At 76.2% G+C, this 19,632-nt stretch carries 18 protein-coding genes and 1 riboswitch; of the genes, 13 read left to right on the forward strand and 5 right to left on the reverse strand.

Annotated elements, in window-relative coordinates; genetic code table 11:
* The first annotated feature begins 54 nt into the window (after positions 1 to 54).
* From AC5L3Z_RS23250 to AC5L3Z_RS23265, 4 genes are all read left to right on the forward strand, one after another.
* On the forward strand, positions 55 to 978 hold the full coding sequence (locus AC5L3Z_RS23250) for an alpha/beta fold hydrolase (protein WP_494845003.1): 924 nt from the start codon (positions 55 to 57) through the stop codon (positions 976 to 978).
* A gap of 133 nt (positions 979 to 1,111) precedes the next feature.
* Positions 1,112 to 3,226, forward strand: coding sequence for a HelD family protein (locus AC5L3Z_RS23255; protein WP_494845005.1), 2,115 nt, complete (start codon positions 1,112 to 1,114; stop codon positions 3,224 to 3,226).
* A gap of 86 nt (positions 3,227 to 3,312) precedes the next feature.
* Positions 3,313 to 4,230 carry a cation diffusion facilitator family transporter gene (locus AC5L3Z_RS23260; protein ID WP_494845007.1) on the forward strand — a complete coding sequence of 306 codons (918 nt, stop codon included), beginning with the start codon at positions 3,313 to 3,315 and terminating at the stop codon, positions 4,228 to 4,230.
* A gap of 156 nt (positions 4,231 to 4,386) precedes the next feature.
* A riboswitch (cyclic di-AMP (ydaO/yuaA leader) is annotated at positions 4,387 to 4,517 on the forward strand.
* A gap of 4 nt (positions 4,518 to 4,521) precedes the next feature.
* The gene (locus AC5L3Z_RS23265; protein WP_494845008.1) at positions 4,522 to 5,580 is read left to right on the forward strand and encodes a coiled-coil domain-containing protein; all 1,059 of its coding nucleotides are present in this window, start codon (positions 4,522 to 4,524) and stop codon (positions 5,578 to 5,580) included.
* 108 nt (positions 5,581 to 5,688) lie between these two features.
* On the opposite strand, the gene AC5L3Z_RS23270 is transcribed toward AC5L3Z_RS23265, so the two are convergent.
* Positions 5,689 to 6,138: an SRPBCC family protein gene (locus tag AC5L3Z_RS23270; RefSeq protein WP_494845010.1), complete on the reverse strand. Its 450-nt coding sequence runs from the start codon at positions 6,136 to 6,138 to the stop codon at positions 5,689 to 5,691.
* Between the two features lie 150 nt (positions 6,139 to 6,288).
* Positions 6,289 to 6,651: an STAS domain-containing protein gene (locus AC5L3Z_RS23275; protein ID WP_494845011.1), complete on the reverse strand. Its 363-nt coding sequence runs from the start codon at positions 6,649 to 6,651 to the stop codon at positions 6,289 to 6,291.
* Between the two features lie 342 nt (positions 6,652 to 6,993).
* Here AC5L3Z_RS23275 and AC5L3Z_RS23280 point away from each other — a divergent pair, with 342 nt between their 5' ends.
* Together AC5L3Z_RS23280 and AC5L3Z_RS23285 are read left to right on the forward strand one after the other, a co-directional pair.
* Entirely contained in the window at positions 6,994 to 7,137 is a 144-nt protein-coding gene (locus AC5L3Z_RS23280) for a hypothetical protein (RefSeq protein WP_494845012.1), read from the forward strand.
* 129 nt (positions 7,138 to 7,266) lie between these two features.
* Complete coding sequence (locus AC5L3Z_RS23285; protein ID WP_494845014.1) at positions 7,267 to 7,671, forward strand: hypothetical protein; 405 nt, start codon at positions 7,267 to 7,269, stop codon at positions 7,669 to 7,671.
* A gap of 91 nt (positions 7,672 to 7,762) precedes the next feature.
* Here the strand turns inward: AC5L3Z_RS23285 and AC5L3Z_RS23290 are convergent, their stop codons facing one another.
* Positions 7,763 to 9,499 (reverse strand): hypothetical protein, encoded by a 1,737-nt coding sequence (locus AC5L3Z_RS23290; RefSeq protein WP_494845016.1) that lies wholly within the window; start codon positions 9,497 to 9,499, stop codon positions 7,763 to 7,765.
* Between the two features lie 199 nt (positions 9,500 to 9,698).
* On the opposite strand from AC5L3Z_RS23290, the gene AC5L3Z_RS23295 reads away from it, so the two are divergent.
* Positions 9,699 to 10,379 (forward strand): BON domain-containing protein, encoded by a 681-nt coding sequence (locus AC5L3Z_RS23295; RefSeq protein WP_494845018.1) that lies wholly within the window; start codon positions 9,699 to 9,701, stop codon positions 10,377 to 10,379.
* 156 nt (positions 10,380 to 10,535) lie between these two features.
* Positions 10,536 to 11,084 (forward strand): DsbA family protein, encoded by a 549-nt coding sequence (locus tag AC5L3Z_RS23300; RefSeq protein WP_494845019.1) that lies wholly within the window; start codon positions 10,536 to 10,538, stop codon positions 11,082 to 11,084.
* Between the two features lie 68 nt (positions 11,085 to 11,152).
* Here AC5L3Z_RS23300 and AC5L3Z_RS23305 read toward each other — a convergent pair whose 3' ends face one another.
* A complete protein-coding gene (locus tag AC5L3Z_RS23305) occupies positions 11,153 to 13,888 on the reverse strand; it encodes a helix-turn-helix transcriptional regulator (RefSeq protein WP_494845021.1) in 2,736 nt (911 codons plus the stop codon).
* Between the two features lie 185 nt (positions 13,889 to 14,073).
* On the opposite strand from AC5L3Z_RS23305, the gene AC5L3Z_RS23310 reads away from it, so the two are divergent.
* From AC5L3Z_RS23310 to AC5L3Z_RS23320, 3 genes are read left to right on the forward strand one after another with little or no spacing between them, the layout of a single operon-like run.
* The gene (locus AC5L3Z_RS23310; RefSeq protein ID WP_494845023.1) at positions 14,074 to 14,514 is read left to right on the forward strand and encodes a hypothetical protein; all 441 of its coding nucleotides are present in this window, start codon (positions 14,074 to 14,076) and stop codon (positions 14,512 to 14,514) included.
* Complete coding sequence (locus AC5L3Z_RS23315; protein WP_494845024.1) at positions 14,511 to 15,686, forward strand: zinc-dependent alcohol dehydrogenase; 1,176 nt, start codon at positions 14,511 to 14,513, stop codon at positions 15,684 to 15,686. The genes AC5L3Z_RS23310 and AC5L3Z_RS23315 overlap by 4 nt, the downstream gene beginning before the upstream one ends.
* Positions 15,687 to 15,715: 29 nt before the next feature.
* The gene (locus tag AC5L3Z_RS23320) at positions 15,716 to 16,897 is read left to right on the forward strand and encodes a saccharopine dehydrogenase family protein (RefSeq protein ID WP_494845026.1); all 1,182 of its coding nucleotides are present in this window, start codon (positions 15,716 to 15,718) and stop codon (positions 16,895 to 16,897) included.
* A gap of 4 nt (positions 16,898 to 16,901) precedes the next feature.
* On the opposite strand, the gene AC5L3Z_RS23325 is transcribed toward AC5L3Z_RS23320, so the two are convergent.
* The gene (locus AC5L3Z_RS23325) at positions 16,902 to 17,582 is read right to left on the reverse strand and encodes a lysophospholipid acyltransferase family protein (protein ID WP_494845027.1); all 681 of its coding nucleotides are present in this window, start codon (positions 17,580 to 17,582) and stop codon (positions 16,902 to 16,904) included.
* A gap of 89 nt (positions 17,583 to 17,671) precedes the next feature.
* Between AC5L3Z_RS23325 and AC5L3Z_RS23330 the strand changes: the two genes are divergently transcribed.
* Entirely contained in the window at positions 17,672 to 18,289 is a 618-nt protein-coding gene (locus tag AC5L3Z_RS23330) for a TetR/AcrR family transcriptional regulator (RefSeq protein WP_494845028.1), read from the forward strand.
* Between the two features lie 46 nt (positions 18,290 to 18,335).
* Positions 18,336 to 19,418, forward strand: a complete 1,083-nt coding sequence (locus AC5L3Z_RS23335) for a DNA polymerase III subunit beta family protein (RefSeq protein ID WP_494845158.1) — start codon at positions 18,336 to 18,338, stop codon at positions 19,416 to 19,418.
* Positions 19,419 to 19,632: the final 214 nt, after the last annotated feature.

Raw genomic sequence — 19,632 nt, forward strand, 5'->3', positions numbered from 1 at the left:
GTTACCGCCGGGTACTGCCCGGGACGAGGTGACCAGGCGGCCGGGGAGGTGGCGATGTCGGAGCAACTGGAGGTGCGTCTTCCCGACGGGGTGAGCCTGCACGTCGAGGCGACCGGGCCGGCGGACGCCCAGGTCACCGCGATCCTGCTGCACGGCTGGACGCTGGACGGGCGGGCCTGGCACCGGCAGCTGGCCGGGCTGCGGGAGCGCTTCGGCGACCGCGTCCGGGTGGTCACCTACGACGCCCGCGGCCACGGCCGGTCCAGCTGCATGGCGCTGCGCACCGCCACCCTGGCCCAGCTCGGCGACGACCTGGCCGCGGTGGTGGACGAGGTCGCCCCCGCCGGCCCGGTGGTGCTGGTGGGGCACTCGATGGGCGGGATGACGGTGATGGAGTACGCCCACCGCCACCCGGAGCACTTCGCCGCCCGTACCGCCGGGCTGGTCTTCGTCTCGACCACCGCGGAGGGGCACACGCACACCGCCTACGGGTTGTCCCCGCGCATCGCCCGACTGATCCGGCTCGCCGAGACCACCGGCGCCGGGGTGCTGGCCCGGTGCGGCTCCTGGCGCCCGCCGCGGGCGCTGCTGCGCGCGCTCCGGCCGAGCATCCGCTGGATGCTCTTCGGCGACCGCTGCGAGCCGAGCGACATCCGGCTGGTCACCTCGGCGGTGGCCCGGGCCTCGCTGCGTTCGATCGGCGGGTTCCGCGCCTCGATCGGCGACCAGCACCGGCTGGCGACGCTGGCCGCGCTGGCCCACCTGCCGGCGGCGGCGCTGGTCGGCGACCGGGACCGGCTCACCCCGCCGCCGTGCGCGGAGTCGATCGCGGCCGCCCTGCCGGAGACCGAGCTGACCGTCTGCCCCGGCGCCGGGCACATGCTGATGATGGAACGGCCGGACGAGGTGACCGGCGCGCTCGCCGGGGTGCTGCGCCGGGTGCTCGCCGACGTCCCGGAGGCCACACCGGCCGGCTGAGCGGCGCCGGGCGAGGTGTCCGACGTCGCGGGACGCGGCATGGCCCCGACATGGGGTGGGGCCCTGCCCGTACCCTCATTCCGCCCGGCGCGCGCCCGCGTCCGGGCGACCCCGTCCCACAGGAGCCCGTACGGTGACCGACCAGACCACCCTGGAGCAGGAGATCGCCGCCGAGCAGCGGCATCTCGACCGGGTGTACGCCCGCCTCGCCGAACTGCGTCGCTCGGCCGCCCGCGCGGAGCGGGACGGCTACCGCCAGGCCCGGGTCGGCAACTTCGGCGCGCTGGTCGAACGGGACGCCATGGTCTTCCACGCCGCCCGGCGCCGGCACGTCCTGGACGCCGAGCACGAGGGGCTGGTCTTCGGCCGGCTCGACCTGCGCGACCGGCAGGTGCTGCACGTCGGGCGGCTCGGGGTGCGCGGCGAGGACGCCGAGACCCTGGTGGTCGACTGGCGTGCCCCGGCGGCCGCCGCGTTCTACCAGGCCACCCCGGCCGAGCCGCTGGGCGTGGTCCGCCGGCGCACGATCAGCTCCTCGGCGGAGAAGGTGACCCGGATCGAGGACGACCTGCTGGACCCGGGGGCGGCGCCGCCGGAAATGGCGGTGGTGGGCGACGGCGGGCTGCTGGCCACCCTGTCCCGGGCCACCGGCCGGGGCATGCGGGACATCGTGGCGACCATCCAGCGGGAGCAGGACGAGGCGATCCGCTCCCCCGGCTCGGGGGTCACGATCGTCTCGGGCGGCCCGGGCACCGGCAAGACCGCGGTCGCCCTGCACCGGGCGGCGTACCTGCTCTACTCCGACCGCAGCCGGTACGCCGGCGGCGGCATCCTGGTGGTCGGCCCGTCCTCGGTCTTCGTGGAGTACATCGCGTCGGTGCTGCCGTCGCTCGGCGAGGAGACCGCCACCCTGCACTCCCTGGGTTCGCTCTTCCCGGCCATGTCGGCGACCCGGACCGACCCGCCGGAGGTGGCGGCGGTGAAGGGCTCGCTGCGGATGCGCCGGGTGCTGGAGCGGGCGGTCCGCGACGCCGTGCCGGACGGCCCGGACGAGCTGCGCCTGCTCTACCGGGGGCAGCTGCTGCGGTTGGAGCGGCGGGAGCTGGACGGCATCCGGGACCGGACGCTGTCCCGGGGCGGCCGCCGCAACGAGGTGCGCCGGGTCGCCTTCGACGGGGTGTTCGGAGCGCTCTGGACCCAGGCCCGGCGGCTGAACATCGGCCGGCTGCCCGAGCAGCGCGCCTTCGAGGACGAGATCGTCGACCGGCCGGAGTTCCGGGAGTTCCTCAAGGCGTGGTGGCCGCGGCTGCACCCGCGACACGTGCTGGACTGGCTGGCCCGGCCGGAGCGGCTGCGCCGGTACGCCGGCGGGATCCTCTCCCGGGCGGAGATCGCGCTGCTGGACGGGGCGTACCGGACGCTGGGCACCGAGGGGCTGACGGTGGCCGACATCGCCCTGCTGGACGAGCTGGACGCGCTGCTGGGCAAGCCGATGAAGCCGGCGAGGCAGAAGCGGGACCCGTTCCAGCTGGCCGGCGGGGTACGCGAGCTGAGCACCTTCGCCGACCGGCAACGCGCGGCCCGGGCCGCGGCGCGGGAGCGCCCGGAGGACTACCGGGACTTCGCGCACGTGGTGGTCGACGAGGCGCAGGACGTCTCGCCGATGCAGTGGCGCATGATCGGCCGGCGGGGGCGGCTGGCGTCGTGGACGGTGGTCGGCGACCCGGCGCAGACGGCGTGGACGGGTGACCCGGAGGAGTTGAACCGGGCCCGGGACCAGGCGCTGGGGCGGCGTCGGCGGCACCGGTTCAGCCTCACCACCAACTACCGCAACTCGGCGGAGATCTTCGCGGTGGCGGCGGCGGAGATCCGCCGGCTGCACCCGGATCTGGAGCTGCCGACCGCGGTCCGCTCGACCGGCGTGGACCCGGTGCGGCGGACGGTTCCGGCGGCCGGGCTGCCGGCGGCGACCGTCGAGGCGGTGGACGCGCTGCTCGCGGAGGTGGAGGGCACGGTCGGGGTGATCACGCCCGTGCCACGCCGGGACGAGGTGGCCGGCTGGCTGGGCGACCGCGGCTCCCGGCTCCAGGTGGTGACCAGCCTCCAGGCCAAGGGCATGGAGTACGACGGCGTCGTGCTGGTCCGTCCGGGCGAGATCCGGGCCGATCCGGGGTCGGGGGTACGGACGCTCTACGTGGCGCTCTCCCGGGCCACCCAGCGGCTCACCACGATCGACGTCGCCGGCTGACCGGCGGCGGTTCAGGGCTTACTTGCACACATTGCGATGTGAGCATAGATTGGTCCGAGGCCCTGGCGGCGACGGAAGGTGTGGGCGTGGGCGCAGGTCATGACCACCACCACGGGTCGGTCGCGAACGCCGCGCACCGCCACCGGGGCCGACTCTGGGCGGCCTTCGCGCTGCTCGCCGCCCTCATGGTGGTCGAGGCGGTCGCCGCGTTCGGCACCGGCTCGCTGGCCCTGCTCTCCGACGCCGGGCACATGTTCACCGACGTGCTCGGCATCGGCATGGCCCTGGCCGCGATCACCGCGACCCGGCGGGCCGACCGCGACCCGCAACGCACCTTCGGGCTCTACCGGCTGGAGGTGCTCGCCGCGCTGGCCAACGCGGTGCTGCTCAGCGGCGTCGCGATCTACGTGCTGGTCGAGGCGGTCCGCCGGTTCGGCGACCCGCACGAGGTGCTCACCGGCCCGATGCTGGCCGTCGCGGTGCTCGGCCTGCTGGCCAACGTGGCCGCGTTCGCCCTGCTGCGCGCGGGGGCCCGGGAGAGCATCAACCTGCGCGGGGCGTACCTGGAGGTGATCGGGGACCTGCTCGGCTCGCTCGGCGTGATCGGGGCCGCGCTGCTGATCGGCGGCACCGGCTGGTGGTGGGTGGACCCGGCGGTGGCGGTGGCGATCGGCCTGTTCATCCTCCCCCGCACCTGGCGGCTCGGGCGGGCGGCGGTGCGCATCCTCGTGCAGGCCGCCCCGGAACACCTCCAGGTGACCGCCGTGCACGACCGGCTGGCCGCCGTCCCCGGCGTGGCCGAGGTGCACGACCTGCACGTCTGGACCCTGACCTCCGGCATGGACGTCGCCTCCGCGCACCTCACCATGACCCCCGGCGCCGAGGTGGGCACGGTGCTCGCCGCCGCCCGCAGCGCCCTGCACGAGGACTTCCGGATCGACCACGCCACCCTGCAGATCGAGCCCGGCGCCGCGCCCGGCGCGTGCGGCCCGTCGCACTGGTAGTGCGCCCGCGCCGGAAAAATTGGGCGTTGAATGCCGGATTACGCCACCTTTAACAGCAATCTCAGCAGTACCGTGAGTCACGAAGCGGGCGGGTGTCACACCCGTACCGGTAGGCTCGGCCCCGGCCTCCGCCCGGCGGCGCCCAAACGGTGCCGGCGGTGGCCGTCGCCTAATCGCCCGCAGGGGCGAGCCGGGGAACCACGTTCCTGGGGTGTATCCGCGTCAGCGGTAGGGATCTTCCGTCCCGAACCCGTCAGCTAACCCGGTCGGCGGCTGACGGAAGGGATGTGCATGCACGTACGAAAGACCACCGCGCGGCTCGTGGCCGCGGTCGTCGCGACGCTCGCGCTCGGCGTGTCGTCCGCGCCGATCGCCTCGCCGGCCACCGCCGCACCGACCACCCGGCTCGCCGCCCCCGGCGACGACGAGGGCGGCACCCCCGCGCTCCGCGCCCAACTCGAGACGGCCAGCAAGGGCTGGCTCGACGCCAAGGCGGCGCTGGAGCGCTCGACCAAGCGCCAGCAGGAGCTCAACAGCCAGCTCAAGACCGTCGAGGCGGAGTTGGGCGTGCGCAGCGGCAAGGTCGGCGAGATCGCCGGCGTGGCGTACCGCACGGGCCGACTCGGGCCGATGTCCGCGCTGCTCAACAGCTCCAGCCCGGAGGGCTTCCTGGACCGCGCCGCGGCGCTGGAGACGGTCGCCACCAACGAGGACCGGGAACTTCGCGACCTGCTGCGCACCCGCGACGAGGCCAACCGCACCCGCGCCGAGCTGGACAAGGAGATCGTCGAGCAGCGCAAGCAGATCACGGTGATGGCCAAGCGCAAGCAGCAGGCCGAACGGGCCCTCGCCGTGGCCGCCGCCGACAAGCCCGCCGCCACCAGCGGCGGTGGCTCCGCCCGGGGCACCTCCACCTCGAACGCCAAGGCGGCGCCGCGCAACCCGGACGGCTCCTGGCCGTCCGAGTCGTGCAGCGTCAACGACCCCACCCCCGCCAACGGCTGCATCACCCCGCGCACGCACAACGCGCTCAAGCAGGCCCAGGCCGCCGGCTACACCCGGTACGTCTCCTGCTACCGCCCCAGCGGCTCCGGTGAGCACCCGAAGGGCCGGGCGTGCGACTTCGCCGCCCAGAAGAACGGCTTCGGCGGGGACGCCACCGGCGGCGACCGGACGTACGGCAACAACCTGGCGGCGTACTTCATCCGCAACGCCGACCGCCTCGGTGTCCTGTACGTGATCTGGTACCGCCAGATCTGGCTACCCAGCAGCGGCTGGAAGTCCTACAGCGGCGCGAACGGCGACCCCTCCAGCGACCACACCAACCACGTACACCTCTCCATGTACTGATCCCGGCCCCCGGTGTGGATCATGCAGCCGTGGTGCGGTGCGAAAGCCCCGGAGCGGGGCGGGACGCCCACCACACCTGCATGATCCACCCGGGGCGGTGGGGCCAGGTCAGGGGGTCTCGGGGGTCAGGGCGGGGCCCAGGCGGGTGGCCAGGGCGAGGTGGGCGGCGCGGGCCTGGCGGAAGGCGTAGCCGAAGAGGGGGGCCGGGGCGGCGAGGGTGATCTCCACGTCGATCCGGAGCAGGCCGGACTCCTCCCGCAGCCGGGTGTGGTTGCGGACCGTCGTGCCGGGCTGCTGGCGGGCGACCGTGACGATCTCGTCGTCGGTGACGACCAGGACGTCCGCCTGGTAGGTGACCGGGAAACGCAGCGGGCCCAGCTCCAACCGGTCGGTGATGGCGTAGCTGGCCCGGGCGCCGGGGCGGGCCGGCAGTTGGCGCACCCGGACGATCAACGGATGCAACTCCCCCTGGCGGGCGGGGTCGCTCAGCAGCGCCACCGCGTCCGCGCGCGAGCAGCGTGCCTGGACCGTGTAGCTGAACGTTTCCCGCCGGACCACCGCGCCTCCACACCCTCGTCGGTCGCCCGATCGTCCCAGTACGGGGAGGGACTGGCAACGGGGACCCGCCGCGGGGCCGGGACACCACCCGCACGGCGTACGTCGCGGTGGTGGGGCGAGGTCGACCCACGGCAGGTGAGGCGGCGCGGGTCAGGCGCCGGGAAGGACCTCCGGGGCCGCGTGGCCGGCGAAATAGGGCTCGGGGGCACCGAAGAGGCCGAGCAGCCCGGTGACCCAGAGCTGGCGGTGCACGAAGCGGCTCGGCTCGGTGACCACCAGCTTGACGCCGCTGACCTCGGCGGTCTGGAACCCGGCCACCATGGCGCTGATGCCGACCGAGTCGATGAAGGTGACGAGCCGCATGTTGAGCTCGATCCGGGACGGCAGCCCCTTGGCGAGCACCTCGGCGATCGCCTCCCGCACCTCGTACGCGGTGTCGACGTCAATCTCACCCCGCGGGGCGATCTCGATGACACCACCCGGCATGACCGACTTCACGATCGACAGGCTCACGCGAGCACCTCCACTCGCCCGTCCACGGGCGCCTCATCAGTACGCGGGCCGCGACCGAGAGTATTCCCCCAACGGCCTCGGTCGCCACCCCTCGGGATGAGCAATTCGCGGATCCGGACCGACCGGGCCACCCTGTTCGGCATCGTTCCTGGTTCCGTCCGCTCCGGTGAGCGACCGGTCCGGGCCGCTCCAACCGTCCCAGGGTACCGGGCGCCGTCCACCCGATTCCCGATCCGGTTCGGTGCGGGCGAGTCCCCTGCCGCCCGGCGCGGGCCGCGGCCGGGGTTGCCCCGGCCACCTAGCCTCGGCGGCAGAAGCGTCACCACGACGAAGGGACGTTCGATGATCAGGAAACTGCTCGGCCTGGCCGGTGTCGGCGCGCTGCTCGCCCTCGTGCTGGCCTGCGGCTTCGGCGGCGGGGGCGGGGACGACGACGATGACGACGACGATTTCGCCCGCGCGACCGCGGTGGTCGTGGTCCGCTGAGGGCACGGCGTGAGTTTGCGGCGCGGCCCGGCTGGGCACTGGCGAGTGTGAGCGGACCATGACGCGCGCCGCAGAGACGTCGAAGTCCGAAGTGGCCGCAGGCTTCGGCACCCCGAGGAGGTAACCACGATGTTCGGCAGCAACCTGCTGGAGCGCCGCAGCAAGCCGGAGCGGATCGCGGACCAGGCATGGCAGCACCTCGTGTCGGCGGTCGGCTCGGCCGGCGACAGCGTCCGGGACGCCGCGAAGTCGGTCCGGGGCGGCGGCCCCGGCCTCGGCGACGCCGGCGACCTGGTCGGCTCGGCGGCCGACGAGGCCCGGCGCCGGGCGACGCTGGCCTTCGACGCGCTGGCCGGACGCCGACCGGCCCTGCCCTGGACCCTGCTGATCAGCGCCGCGCTGGTCGGCGCCGCGTTCGGCTGGGCCGCCGGCACCGCCGCGCGGGCCGCCGGCAGCCGCGACGGCCGGGCCGTCGACGACATCGAGTTCGTCGACGTGGATCGGCCCAACTCCCCGGTCGGCCTGGACGGCTGACGCTCCACCGCACAGGACACGCCCCGGCCGACGGACCAGTCGGCCGGGGCGTGTCGCGTCCCACGCCCCGGCATCTCTTTCGCGACGCGGCTCAGTCGAGGTGGAAGACGATCCCGTCGCCGACCACCGTGCGCCGGATCCCCAATCCGTCCACCGGCCGGTCCGCCGCGCCCCGCCAGCGGGTGTCCGCGGCGTAGCCGGGCAGCAGCACCACCGTGCGCACCCCCACCGCGCGCAGGTACCCGACCGAGCCGACGTCCGGGAAGGTGGCGCTCGCCGCCCTGATCCGCTCCTGCGACTCGGGAGTGAACGAGGCGAGACCGTTGACCACCCGGGGGAACCCGTCGGTCGACCAGAGCATCACGTGGAACTCGCGGGTCCCCTCGCTGGGCAGCACCAGGGCCGGGCCGGTCAGCCCGCGCAGGGCCACCGGCTGCGCCGGCACCGGCACGTGCGGGGTGCGGTTGACCCCCTCCAGCAGCACCAACGCCACCGGCAGCACCAGCACCAGCCGGGTCGCCCGCCCCCACCGCCCGACCGGCCCCGCCGCCGGCTCCCGGACGGTCAGCGCCCCGGCGGCGAGGACGCCGAGCAGCAGCGTGGTCCAGAGCACCAGCCGGCCCGGGGTGCGGATGCCGTCCCAGCCCGGCGCGTACCGCACCAGCGTCAGGTAGCCCGGGTCGCCGTCACCGCCCAGCGTCGTGCCGGCCGCCAGGGCCACGCTGACCAGCACCCCGGCGGCGAGCGCGATCCGGTGCCGGACCCGCCAGGCGGAGAAGACCAGGCCGGCCAGCGCCAGGCCGATCAGCACCACGCCGGGGAGCAGCGTCATCTCACCCGGGAAGCCGAGCGCCGCCCGGGCCGTACCGTGCCGCTCACCCCAGAGCCAGGACTGCGGCGGGGCGGTCAGGAAGCCGATCGGCGGCGGAGAGAACATCGCGATCTGGGCGACCGTCCGCCGCCCGGCCGGATGGCGGGCCACCACCTCGAAGTAGGGCGCCGCCATCAGCAGGGTCACCCCGACGAAGCCGACGACGCCCGCCAGGTCGGCCAGGAGCAGGCCGCGCGGGACCGCCGGCCGGGCGCGGCGCCGCCACCAACGCCAGCCGAACCCGGCCACCACGGCGAGGCAGAGCAGACCCAGCACGTACGCGAAGGGCAGGCCGATGCCGAAGCCGAGGGTGACCTGCCAGGCGGCGACCGCCCAGCCGCCGGCCGCCCAGCCCGGCCGCACCCGGTCCGGCCGGTGGCCGTGCCGCAGCGACCAGCCGTGCCCCCGGGCGAGCATGGCCAGGGCGAGGGCGATCCCACCGACGCAGAGCACGTGCAGGTGCCCGGCCTGGGCCAGCTTCCAGGGCGCGTACGCGAAGGACGCCCCCGCCACCGCCGAGCCGGCCCGCCCGGCCCCCAGCTGCCGGCTCAGCGCGTACGCGCCGACGAACGCCAGCGCGTGCACCAGCACGTAGAGCAGGTTGTAGCGGATCACCGCCGCGACCGGCCCCTCCCCCACCATCGCGAACGGGGCGAAGCCGAGCAGGGTGTCGGAGTAGGCGTAGGTGTACGGCTCGGGGAAGAACGTGTTCGAGTGCCACACCCGCGCCGGGTCGGTCCGCAGGGCGTGCCCGCCCCAGGCGATCTGCCACGCCTGCAACGTCGGGTCCCCGGTGTCCTGCGGGATGGTGCTCGCCGGGTGACGCAGCGTCGGCCAGGTCAGCGCCGCGGCCAGGGCGAGGGCGGCGAGCCCGACGAGGCTCCACTCGTGCCGGGCCACCCGCCACGCGCCCCGGCCGACCCGCCGGACCACGACGGCGGCACGCTCACCCCTCACCCGCACGCTCCCCCCCTCGCCGCTGGCCAGATCGTGCCCGAGCCAACCCCCGGTTGTCGACGCCCGACCGGCCGGCCCGCCGCGGCGTGCCCCGGGTCACCCGGCCGGGGCGAGGGCGGCTCACCCCGGCCGGCGGCAGCATCGCGCTCTGCGGGGGCGTACACCCGCCCCGCACCGCATCCCGGGAAGGAGCGCACGCATGGCCACCGCGACCACCGTGACCCGTACCGACCAGGACATCCAGACCGACGTGCTCGACGAGCTGGCCTGGGACCCCCGGGTGAGCCCCACCGACGTCGGGGTCACCGTCGCCGAGGGGGTGGTGACGCTGACCGGCTGGGTGGACAGCTACGCCGCCAAGTGGGCGGCCGAGCGGGCCGCGCACCGGGTCACCCGGGTCCGCGCGGTCGCCAACGACCTCACCGTCCGGATCGCGCCGTCGGCCGAGCGCACCGACCCGGAGCTCGCCGCGGCGGCCGGCCGGGCGCTGGAGTGGGACGCGTTCGTGCCGGTGGAGAACCTGGAGGTGACCGTCGCCGGCGGGTGGGTGACGCTGCGCGGCGAGGTGGAGTGGGAGTACCAGCGCCGGGCCGCCGGACGGGTGGTGGGCCGGTTGACCGGAGTGCGCGGGGTGAGCAACGGCGTCACCGTACGCCCGGCGACGCCGCCCACCGGCGAGGAGCTGCCCGACCGGATCGTCGACGCCCTGCTCCGCAGCGGGGCCGCCGAGCCGGACCAGGTCACCGTCCGGGTGTACGGCGACACGGTCCTCCTCGACGGGCTGGTCCGCTCGGTGCCGGAGCGGGACGCGGTGGAGCGCGTCGCCTGGTCCGCCCCCGGCATCCGGGAGGTGCACAACCACCTGACGGTCGCCCACTGAGACCACCCGGGCCGGGTGAACCGCGCTCACCCGGCCGGGCGGGAAGGTGGGAGACATGACTGATTCCGACGGGCTGATCCGACCCGGGCGCCGGGCCCCCCAGTTCGCCCTGCCGGCCACCCCCGACGGTCGACGGACGCGGAGGGTGGTGGCCGGATGAGTACGCCGCTACAGGTCACCGCGAAGCTGCGGGTGCCGGTGACCGAGGTCGACCACGTGCGCGGGCCGGTCGACGCTCCGGTCACGGTCGTCGAGTACGGCGACTTCCAGTGCCGCTTCTCGGGGGCGGCGTACCCGAACCTGGTCGAGGTGCTGCGCCAGCGGGCGGAGACGGTCCGGCTGGTCTACCGGCACTTCCCGATCGCCAACGTGCACCCGTACGCGGAGCACGCGGCCGAGGTGGCGGAGGCGGCCGGCCGGCGGGGCCGGTTCTGGGAGATGCACGACTGGCTCTACGAGCACCAGGACCAGCTGGACCCGGTGCACCTGTCGCTCGGTGTGGAGCAGCTCGGCCTGCCGCAGGACGAGCTCGGCGCGGAGGTCGGCCGGCAGGCGTACGCCGACCGGGTGCGGCACGACTTCGTGGGGGGCATCCGCAGCGGGGTGAACGGCACCCCGACCCTCTTCGTCAACGAGCTCCGCCACGAGGGCGGGTACGACCTCGCGGAGCTGCTCGCCGCGGTGGACGCCGCGGCCTCCGCCTGACGGTCCCGCACCGCCCACCGCCCCGACCCTGGCGGTGGGCGGTGCGCGTCGGGGTGGCGGCGGGCCGCTCAGAGCAGCCGGAGCTCGCGGGCCCGCCGGACCGCCTCCCGTCGGCGGGTCGCGTCGAGCTTGCGGTAGATGTTGCGCACGTGCGTCTTGACGGTGTTGACCGACAGGGACAGCTCGCTGGCGATCTCCACGTTGGACAGGATGCTCTGCAGGTAACGCAGGATGGTCAGCTCCCGCTCGGTGAGCGGCTCGTCCAGCGCCCCGCCCGGCCCGGTCGGCACCCGCTCGGCCGGCTCGTCGGCGCCCTGTACCAGCTCACTGACCGTCGGCCAGTGCGCGGTGCCGGAGTCGAGGTGGGTGGCGAGCAGGTCCCGTACCGCCGGCTCGGCGCGGGTGAACACCCGCCGGTAGCCCTCCGGTCCGGCCAGGTCGAGCACCCGCTCCAGCAGCCGTCCGGCCCGCCGCTCGTCACCGCCGCGCCGGGCCAGCACCGCGTCGAGCACCCCGGCGCCGAGGCGGACCGGCAGGGGCCAGCCCTCGGCGGCCGGCGCGTCCCAGGCCGGCAGCGCGTACCCGGCCGCCCGGACGTCGCCGGCGCGCAGCTCCACCCGGGCCAGGGCGAGCGCCAGCACCGGCGGGGCGTCGGGTTCCCGGGCCCGGTCGGCGAGCAGCCGCCGGGCCGTGTCCACGTCGCCCTGCTCGCCCCGCAGGTCGCCTTCGAGGGCGAGCAGCCGGTCGGCGATCTCGCCGCCGGTTAGCTCCGCCCGGGCCCGGGACACCACCTGGGTCGCCGCGGCCGGCTCCCCGGCGTCGCGCAGCAGCGCCGCCCGGCACAGCGCCGCCGCGGCGGCGACGGTCGCCGTACCGCCGACCGGGCCGGTGAGGGCCAGGTGCGCCGTCGCCTCCTCCGGCTCGTCCCGGTGCAGCGCCACCAGGGCGAGCGCCAGGTGCGCGTGGGCGCAGTCGGCCCGCCCCGACCAACCCTGGCAGGGCGGCATGCCCAGCGCCTCCCGCGCGGTCCGCTCGGCGGCGCGCAGCTCACCGGCGAGCGCGTGCAGCAGCGCGAGCCGGGACACGCAGACCAGCGCGGTCCGCGACCGGCCGGTCCGCCGGGCGGCGGCCAGCGCCGCGCCGAACCGCGCCGCGGCGGCGCGCAGGTCGCCCTCGGCGAGGTCGACCAGGCCGAGCGCCGTGCCGGCCACCGCGCCCACGTCGGCGTCCTCCCCGGTACGCGGGTCGGGGTCGGTCGGCTCCGCCACGCCGGCCAGCCGGACACCGGCGGGCGGGCCGGTCGGCGGCCCGGCTGCCGTCTCCGGTCCGCCGGCCGGACCGCGGGTGGCGAGCAGCCGGGCGGCGGCGGCGCGTACCTCCCCGTGGTCGCCGGCGAGCCGGGCCAGGGTGAGTTCCAGCGCCACCGCCAGCCGACGGAACCGGTCCCGGCGCGGGGCGGGCAGGGCGTCGGCCTGCCCGACCGCGTCCCGCAGCCGGGTGGCGGCGGCCTCCCCGTCGCCGGCGTACGCCCGCTCGGCCGCGCCCGCCAGCGCCAGCTCCGGGTCCCGCCGGACCGCGTCCGCCGGCGGTGCGGGAGGCGGCGCGCCCGGCGCGGCGGTCTCCCGCTCGTACGGGGTCAGCTCCGGCCACCGGGTGAGCAGCAGCTCGGTGGCCCGGTCCCACTCCCCGGCGGTCAGCGCGTGCCGCAGCGCCTCCGCCGGCCGGTCGTGGCCGGCGTACCAGGCGGCGGCCCGCAGGTGCAGGTCGCGCCGGTCGTCGTCGGCCAGCCCGCCGAACTCCTCGCGGAGCAGGTCGGCCAGGAGCGGGTGGGGCCGGTACCAGGGCGGGTCGCTGTCGTCGCGGTCCAGGAAGCCGCTCTCCCGGGCCAGCCCGGCCAGCACCTGCCCACCGTCGCCGCGGCCGGTCAGCGCGTCCGCCAGGTCGGCGCGGACGGCGGACGCCACCGCGGTACTGCGCAGCAACTCCCGGGCCGGCGCCGGCAACCCGTCGAGCACCTCCGTCCGCAGGTACGCGGCGACGTCCGGCTGGTCACCGCCGAACCGGGCCGCCCAGCCCTCCGGGTCGGGGCGGTCCCGGGCGGCCAGCGCGGCGAACCGCAACCCGGCCGGCCAGCCACCGGTGCGTTCCCGCAGCCGGCCCACCGCCGTCGCCGGCAGCGGGGCGCCGTGCGCGACCAGCAGGTCGGCCACCTCGTCGTCGGTGAAGGCCAGCTCGTCGGGACCGATCTCGGTCAGCTCGCCGGCCAGCCGCAGCCGGTGCAGGGCCGGCGGCAGGTCGGTGCGGACGCCGACGACCAGCCGCAGCCGCCCGTCGGCGTGCCGCAGCAGGAACTCCAGCCCGGTCAGCGCGTCGTCGACCCGGTGCAGGTCGTCGAGGACGAGCAGCACCGGCCGCTCCCGGCCGGCCAGCGCCGCGGCGAGCGGCTCCAGCTGGTCGGGGCCGTCGTCCGGTGCGCCCGACGACGGCCCGGTCTCCCCCACCGCGCCGCGCAGCGCCGCCACCAGGTACGCCCAGAGCCGGTCGCCGGTGTCGCCCACCTCCACCGAGACCCAGGCCGGCCCGGGTGGCGGGGCCGCCCGCGCCCAGGAGGCGAGCAGGGTGGTCTTGCCCCAGCCGGCCGGGGCGCGGACCAGGGTGACCGGCCCGGTGACGCCGGCGTCGAGGCGGCCGGCGAGCCGCGGCCGGAACAGCACCGGCTCGGGCAGCGCGGGCGGGGTCAGCCGGGACGCGAGCAGCGGTGGACCGGCCTCGGCGATCCCGTTGCTGCTGCGCTGCTGCGGCATCCGTCCCACCCCCGTCGGCGCAGTTCCTCCCCCGGCCCGGCGGCGGTTACCCGGACCGGACCGGTTCACCCCTTCCGGGGGAACCCGGTTCACCCGGGTCGCGCCGAGGCTGGGGGCACGTGGGCGACCGGCCGCGCGGGACCGGCCGCCCGTTCGACCCGGCGCGGGAGGGGCGGGTGGTACGGATGGGAAGGCTCACCGGTGGCGTACTGGCCCTGCTCGCCGCGGCGCTCGGGGCGACCGCGCGGCGCGCGGTGGTCGTACCCCGGCGGGGTTGGCCCCGCGCGGCGGGCGCGGACCCGCGACCGGCCCGGTGGCAGGTGGTGACCGTGGACCGGCCGGCGGCGGAGGTGCTGCCCGGCGGCCGGTGGCCGGAGCCGCTGCGCCCGCTGGACGGGGCCGTCGAGGTGCACCTGCGGCCGGCGCCCGGCGGGCGCGGCACCGAGCTGGCCGCCCGGCCGCTCGGCGGGGTGGCCACCCCGCCCGGCATGGCCGCGCACCTGGTCGGCGACGACCCGGGCCTGTTCCTGCGCGACGTGCTGCGCCGGGTCAAGCAGCTCGCCGAGACCGGTGAGCTGCTGCGCGCCGACCGGTCCCCGCCGGACGGCCGGGTGGTCCCCGGATGAGGGCGCTCTGCTGGGAGGGCGTCGACTCCCTCGCGGTACGCCAGGTGCCCGACCCGGAGCTGCGCAACGCCCACGACATGATCGTGCGGGTCCGGCGCAGCGCCACCTGCGGCGCCGACCTGCCGCTGCTCGGCGGCCGGCTGCCCTTCCTCGCCGCCGGTGACGTGCTCGGGCACGAGTTCCTCGGCGAGGTGGCCGAGGTCGGCCCCGAGGTACGCCGGCACCGGGTCGGCGACCGGGTGGTGGTCAGCGCCGCGGTCGCCTGCGGCAGCTGCTGGTACTGCCGCCGCGGACTGCACTCGTGCTGCGACAACGGCGGCACCGCCCCGGCGGTCACCGAGTCGGCGTGGGGCCAGCCCACCGGCGGTTGCTACGGGGCTCCCCGGGCGATGGGCGGCTTCGCCGGCAGCCACGCCGAGTACGTCCGGGTCCCCTACGCCGACGTCGGGGCGTTCACCGTCCCGGAGCCGGTCAGCGACGACCGGGCGGTCTTCGCCTCGGACGCCGCGCCCGCCGGCTGGATGGGCGCCGAGCTGGGTGAGGTGGGCCCCGGGGACGTGGTGGCGGTCTGGGGGGCGGGCGCGGTGGGGCAGCTGACCGCGCAGGCCGCCGCGCTGCTCGGCGCGGACCGGGTGATCGTCATCGACCGGCACCCGGAGCGACTGCGGATGGCCGAACGGCACGCCGGCGCGGAGACGCTCAACTACGAGCAGACCGACGTCCCCGCCGAGCTGCGGGAACGCAGCGGCGGGCGGGGCCCGGACGTCTGCGTGGAGGCGGTCGGCGCGGACGGCTCCACGCCGGCGCCCCCGTCGTTGGCGCAGCGGTTCGCCGGCCGGCGGGGTGGCCCGACCGATGATCCGTTCGCCGTCCGGGAGGCGGTGCACGCCTGCCGCAAGGGCGGCACCGTCTTCGTCTCCGGCACCTTCAGCGGCTTCGTCGACACCTTCCCGCTGGGCGCGGTGATGAACAAGGGGTTGACCCTGCGCAGCGCCCGCCAGCACGGGCAGCGGTGGATCCCGATGCTGCTGGACCGGATGGCCCGCGACGAGCTGCGCACCGAACACCTGGCCACCCACCGTCTCCCGCTGGAGCAGGGCGCCGCCGGGTACGAGCTGTTCCGGGACCGCGCGGACGGCTGTGTACGCGCCGTCTTCACTCCGCACGGGTGATCGCCGGCCGTGGATGGCACACTCGGCGGATGCGTGACGACCGCTCGTACGACATCGTCCTGTTCGGCGCGACCGGCTTCACCGGGGCGCTCACCGCCGAGTACCTGGCCCGGCACGCCCCCGCCGACCTGCGCTGGGCGCTGGCCGGGCGGAACCGGACCAAACTGGCGACGGTCCGCGACCGGCTCGCCGACATCGATCCGGCGCTGGCCGAGCTGCCGCTGCTCATCGCCGACGTCACCGACCCGTCCTCCCTGGACGCGGTGGCGCGCAGCGCCCGGGTGGTGGCCAGCACCGTCGGCCCGTACATCCACCACGGGGAGCCGCTCGTCGCCGCCTGCGCCGCCGTCGGCACCGACTACCTGGACATCACCGGCGAGCCGGAGTTCGTCGACCTGATGTACGTGCGGCACCACGCCGAGGCGGTGCGTACCGGGGCGCGGCTGGTGCACGCCTGCGGCTTCGACTCGGTCCCGCACGACCTGGGCGCCTGGTACACGGTGAAGCAGTTGCCGCCGGACGTGCCGATCACCGTCGACGGGTACGTGCGGGCCGGCGGGCGGTTCTCCGCCGGGACGTACCACTCGGCGCTCACCGCGTTCTCCCGGACCGGCGAGACGAGCCGGGCGGCGAGGGAGCGCAAGGCGGTCGAGCCGCGGCCGGAGGGCCGCCGGGTGCGGGCGGTGCCGGGCCGGGTGGGTCGGTCCAGGGAGATCGGGATGTGGGCGGTCCCGCTGCCCACCATCGACCCGCAGGTGGTCCGCCGCTCGGCGGCGGCCCGCCCCGAGTACGGCCCGGACTTCCGTTACCGGCACTTCGCCGCGGTGAAGCGGCTGCCGACGGTGCTGGTCAGCGGCGCCGGGCTGGCCGGCCTGGTCGGTCTGGTGAAGCTGCCGCCGACCCGGCGTTGGCTGCTCGGCCGGCTCTCCTCCGGCCAGGGGCCGAGCCCCGAGCAGCGGGCGAAGTCCTGGTTCCGGGTCCGCTTCGTCGGCTCCGGCGGCGGCCGGAAGGTGTTCACCGAGGTCTCCGGCGGCGACCCCGGGTACGACGAGACGGCGAAGATGCTTGCCGAGTCGGCGCTCTGCCTGGCCCTCGACGACCTGCCGCCCACCCGCGGCCAGGTCACCCCGGTCACCGCGATGGGCGACGCGCTGCTGGACCGGCTGGTGAAGGCGGGAATGACCTTCCGGGTGCTGGACCCGCCCCGCTGACCGGTCAGCCCGGCTCGTCGCCCGGCGGCGGGTTGTAGGTGTGTACCCGCTCCTGCCCGGAGAGGGCCGCGATGGCGTCCATGATCTCGTCGGTCACCTGGCGGCGGGACCGGGCGGAGCCGGCCATCCCCCGGTGCGCGGGGAACTCCAGCGGCCGGCCGAACCGGACCGCCGGCTGGCCGGTGCCGGGCAGCACCGCCGCCGGTGAACCGAGCCGGGTGGTGCCGGCCACCGCCACCGGCACCACCGGGGCGCCGGAGGCCAGCGCCAGCCAGGCCACCCCGGTCCGGCCGCGGTGGAGCCGGCCGTCGCGGGAGCGGGTGCCCTCCGGGTAGATGCCGAACGCGCCGCCGGCCTCGAGCACGCCGAGGGCGGCGTCGAGCGACGACTGGAACTCGCGGTTGGCGCCCCGCCGCACCGGGATCGCGCCGAGGCCGGTGAAGAACTGGCGGCGCAGGAGCCCGGTGACGCCCCGGCCGTCGAAGTACTCCGCCTTGGCCAGGAACGCCACCGGGCGGGGTGCGGCCAGCGGGATCAGCACGCTGTCCTGGAAGGATAGGTGGTTGCTGGCCAGGATGACCGGGCCGGTGGCGGGGACGTGCGGTGCGCCGTCCACGGTGGGCCGCCAGGCCAGCCGCATCAGCGGGCGCAGCACGGCGCGGGCGGTGACGGCGGCTCGGGGCACGGCGGGTCTCCTGGGATGAGGGGGCTGCCGGCACTATAGCGAACGAACGTTCGGACGTTATGCCCCTTGATCATGACTACACTGTGCCGATGAGTCCGCGCTCGTCCCTGGCCGAAGCAGCCCGCACCCGCTCCGCCATCCTGGCGCGCGGCGTCGCCGTCGCCTCGGTGGAGGGGCTGGCCGGGCTGACCATCGGCCGGCTCGCCGCCGACCTGGGGATGAGCAAGTCCGGGCTGCTCGGCCCCTTCGGCAGCAAGGAGAGCCTCCAGCTCCAGGTGGTCGAGGCCGCCGCCGACATCTTCTGGCGGGAGGTCTGGGAACCGGTGGCGGACCGGCCGCCCGGGCTGACCCGGCTGGCCGCCGTCTGCGGCAGCTGGGTGCGCTACCTCGCCCGCCCGGCCTTCCCGGGCGGCTGCTTCTTCGTCGCCGCCGCCAGCGAGTACGACGACCGACCCGGCCCGGTCCGCGACCTCGTCCTCGGGTACGCCGACCGGTGGCACCGGGAACTGCGCGATCAGGCCCGCCGGGCGGTGACCGACGGTGACCTGCCCGCCGGCACCGACCCGGAGCAGCTGGTCTTCGAGCTGACCGGGCTCACCCTGGCCCTGCACCAGGCGCTGCGGCTGCGCCACGACCCGCACGCGGTGCCGCGCGCCTGCCAGGGCATGGCGCGGCTGCTCGGCGTCCCGGTCCACGCCGCGGCTTGACCCTCGACCAGGTTGAGACATCAGGATCACCGGCGTGGAGAGCGAACTGCGCAGCATCGGCGAACTGGCCCGGGCCAGCGGCCTGACGGTCAGCGCCCTGCGGTTCTACGACCGCTGCGGGGTGCTGACCCCGGCGCTGGTCGACCCGGTCACCGGCTACCGCTGGTACACCGACGAGCAGGTCGCGCCGGCCCGGCTGGTGGCCGGCCTGCGCCGGGTCGGCATGCCGCTGGCGGAGATCGGCACGGCGCTGCGGCACCGCGCCGAGCCGGCGGTGGTCGGGCGGCTGCTCGACGCGCACCTGCGCCGGCTGGAGGACGGCCTGGCCGACGCCCGACGCGAACTCTCCCGGATCCGCACCCTGGTCGACCCCGAGGAGAACCCGATGACCACCCGACTCGTACTGTCCCGCGTGGAGCTGGCCGCCGCCGTGGACGCCGTCCGCTTCGCCGTCGGCGACGATCCCGAACTGCCGGTGCTGTCCAGCGTGCTCTTCGACGTCGCCCCCGGCGGTGTCGAACTGGTCGCCACCGACCGGCACCGGCTGGCGGTGGCGCGTACCGGTGGCCGGGTGGACGGCCCGGCGGCGCGGGTGGTGGTCCCGGTGACGGCGGTCGACGAGATCCGCGCCCTGCTGGACACCGGCGGCGGGATCACCACGGAGGCGGAGTTGACGGTGGCCGGGCCGCGCGTCACCGTCACCGTCGCGGGCCACGACGTCACCACCACCGCCCTGCCGTACGACTTCCCCGACCACCGTCGGCTGCTGCGCCGGGCGGCCGGCGACCCGCCCGGCCGGCAGGTCCCCGTCGATGCGGCCGCCCTGCGCGCCGCGCTGCGGCACGGCGGCGCCCCCACCGTCACCCGGGAGCACAACGGCGTACCACTGGCGGTGACCGTGCTCGGCCTGGACGAGCGGGACGGGCTGCGGCTGCTCGGGCCGGACGACCTGGCCGCGGACCCGGGCGAGCTGCGGATCGGGGTGAACGGTGGCTTCCTGCTCGACGCGCTGGACGCCGCCGGCGGTTCGCAGTTGCTGCTGGAGCTGGACGGCCCGATCGCCCCGCTGGCCATCCGCCGCCCCGACGACGAGGACGCCTTCTCCATCCTGATGCCCATCCGGCTCTGACCACCCCGGTCAGCGGGCCTCGCACCGCGGCCCGGGAAGGCCCTGCACCGCTCGTAGCGTCGTCACGACCCGTCACCACCCCCCGACCCCCACCCGACCCGCTCGCACGCTTTGCTCTGCTGCCGCCGGCGCAACAGCCACGCTGAGTCGCTGTTGCCTCGGGGGCAGCAGAGCAAAGCGAGGAGAGGGGGCGTTCGGTTCCGGCGCGACCCGG

The organism is Micromonospora sp. LZ37 (genome assembly GCF_059359015.1).

Coding starts and splice junctions, on each gene's coding strand:
- AC5L3Z_RS23250 (WP_494845003.1), top strand. CDS start 55: ATGTCGGAGCAACTGGAGGTGCGTCTTCCCGACGGGGTGAGCCTGCAC.
- AC5L3Z_RS23265 (WP_494845008.1), top strand. CDS start 4,522: ATGCACGTACGAAAGACCACCGCGCGGCTCGTGGCCGCGGTCGTCGCG.
- AC5L3Z_RS23280 (WP_494845012.1), top strand. CDS start 6,994: ATGATCAGGAAACTGCTCGGCCTGGCCGGTGTCGGCGCGCTGCTCGCC.
- AC5L3Z_RS23285 (WP_494845014.1), top strand. CDS start 7,267: ATGTTCGGCAGCAACCTGCTGGAGCGCCGCAGCAAGCCGGAGCGGATC.
- AC5L3Z_RS23295 (WP_494845018.1), top strand. CDS start 9,699: ATGGCCACCGCGACCACCGTGACCCGTACCGACCAGGACATCCAGACC.
- AC5L3Z_RS23300 (WP_494845019.1), top strand. CDS start 10,536: ATGAGTACGCCGCTACAGGTCACCGCGAAGCTGCGGGTGCCGGTGACC.
- AC5L3Z_RS23305 (WP_494845021.1), bottom strand. CDS start 13,888: ATGCCGCAGCAGCGCAGCAGCAACGGGATCGCCGAGGCCGGTCCACCG.
- AC5L3Z_RS23310 (WP_494845023.1), top strand. CDS start 14,074: ATGGGAAGGCTCACCGGTGGCGTACTGGCCCTGCTCGCCGCGGCGCTC.
- AC5L3Z_RS23315 (WP_494845024.1), top strand. CDS start 14,511: ATGAGGGCGCTCTGCTGGGAGGGCGTCGACTCCCTCGCGGTACGCCAG.
- AC5L3Z_RS23320 (WP_494845026.1), top strand. CDS start 15,716: ATGCGTGACGACCGCTCGTACGACATCGTCCTGTTCGGCGCGACCGGC.
- AC5L3Z_RS23330 (WP_494845028.1), top strand. CDS start 17,672: ATGAGTCCGCGCTCGTCCCTGGCCGAAGCAGCCCGCACCCGCTCCGCC.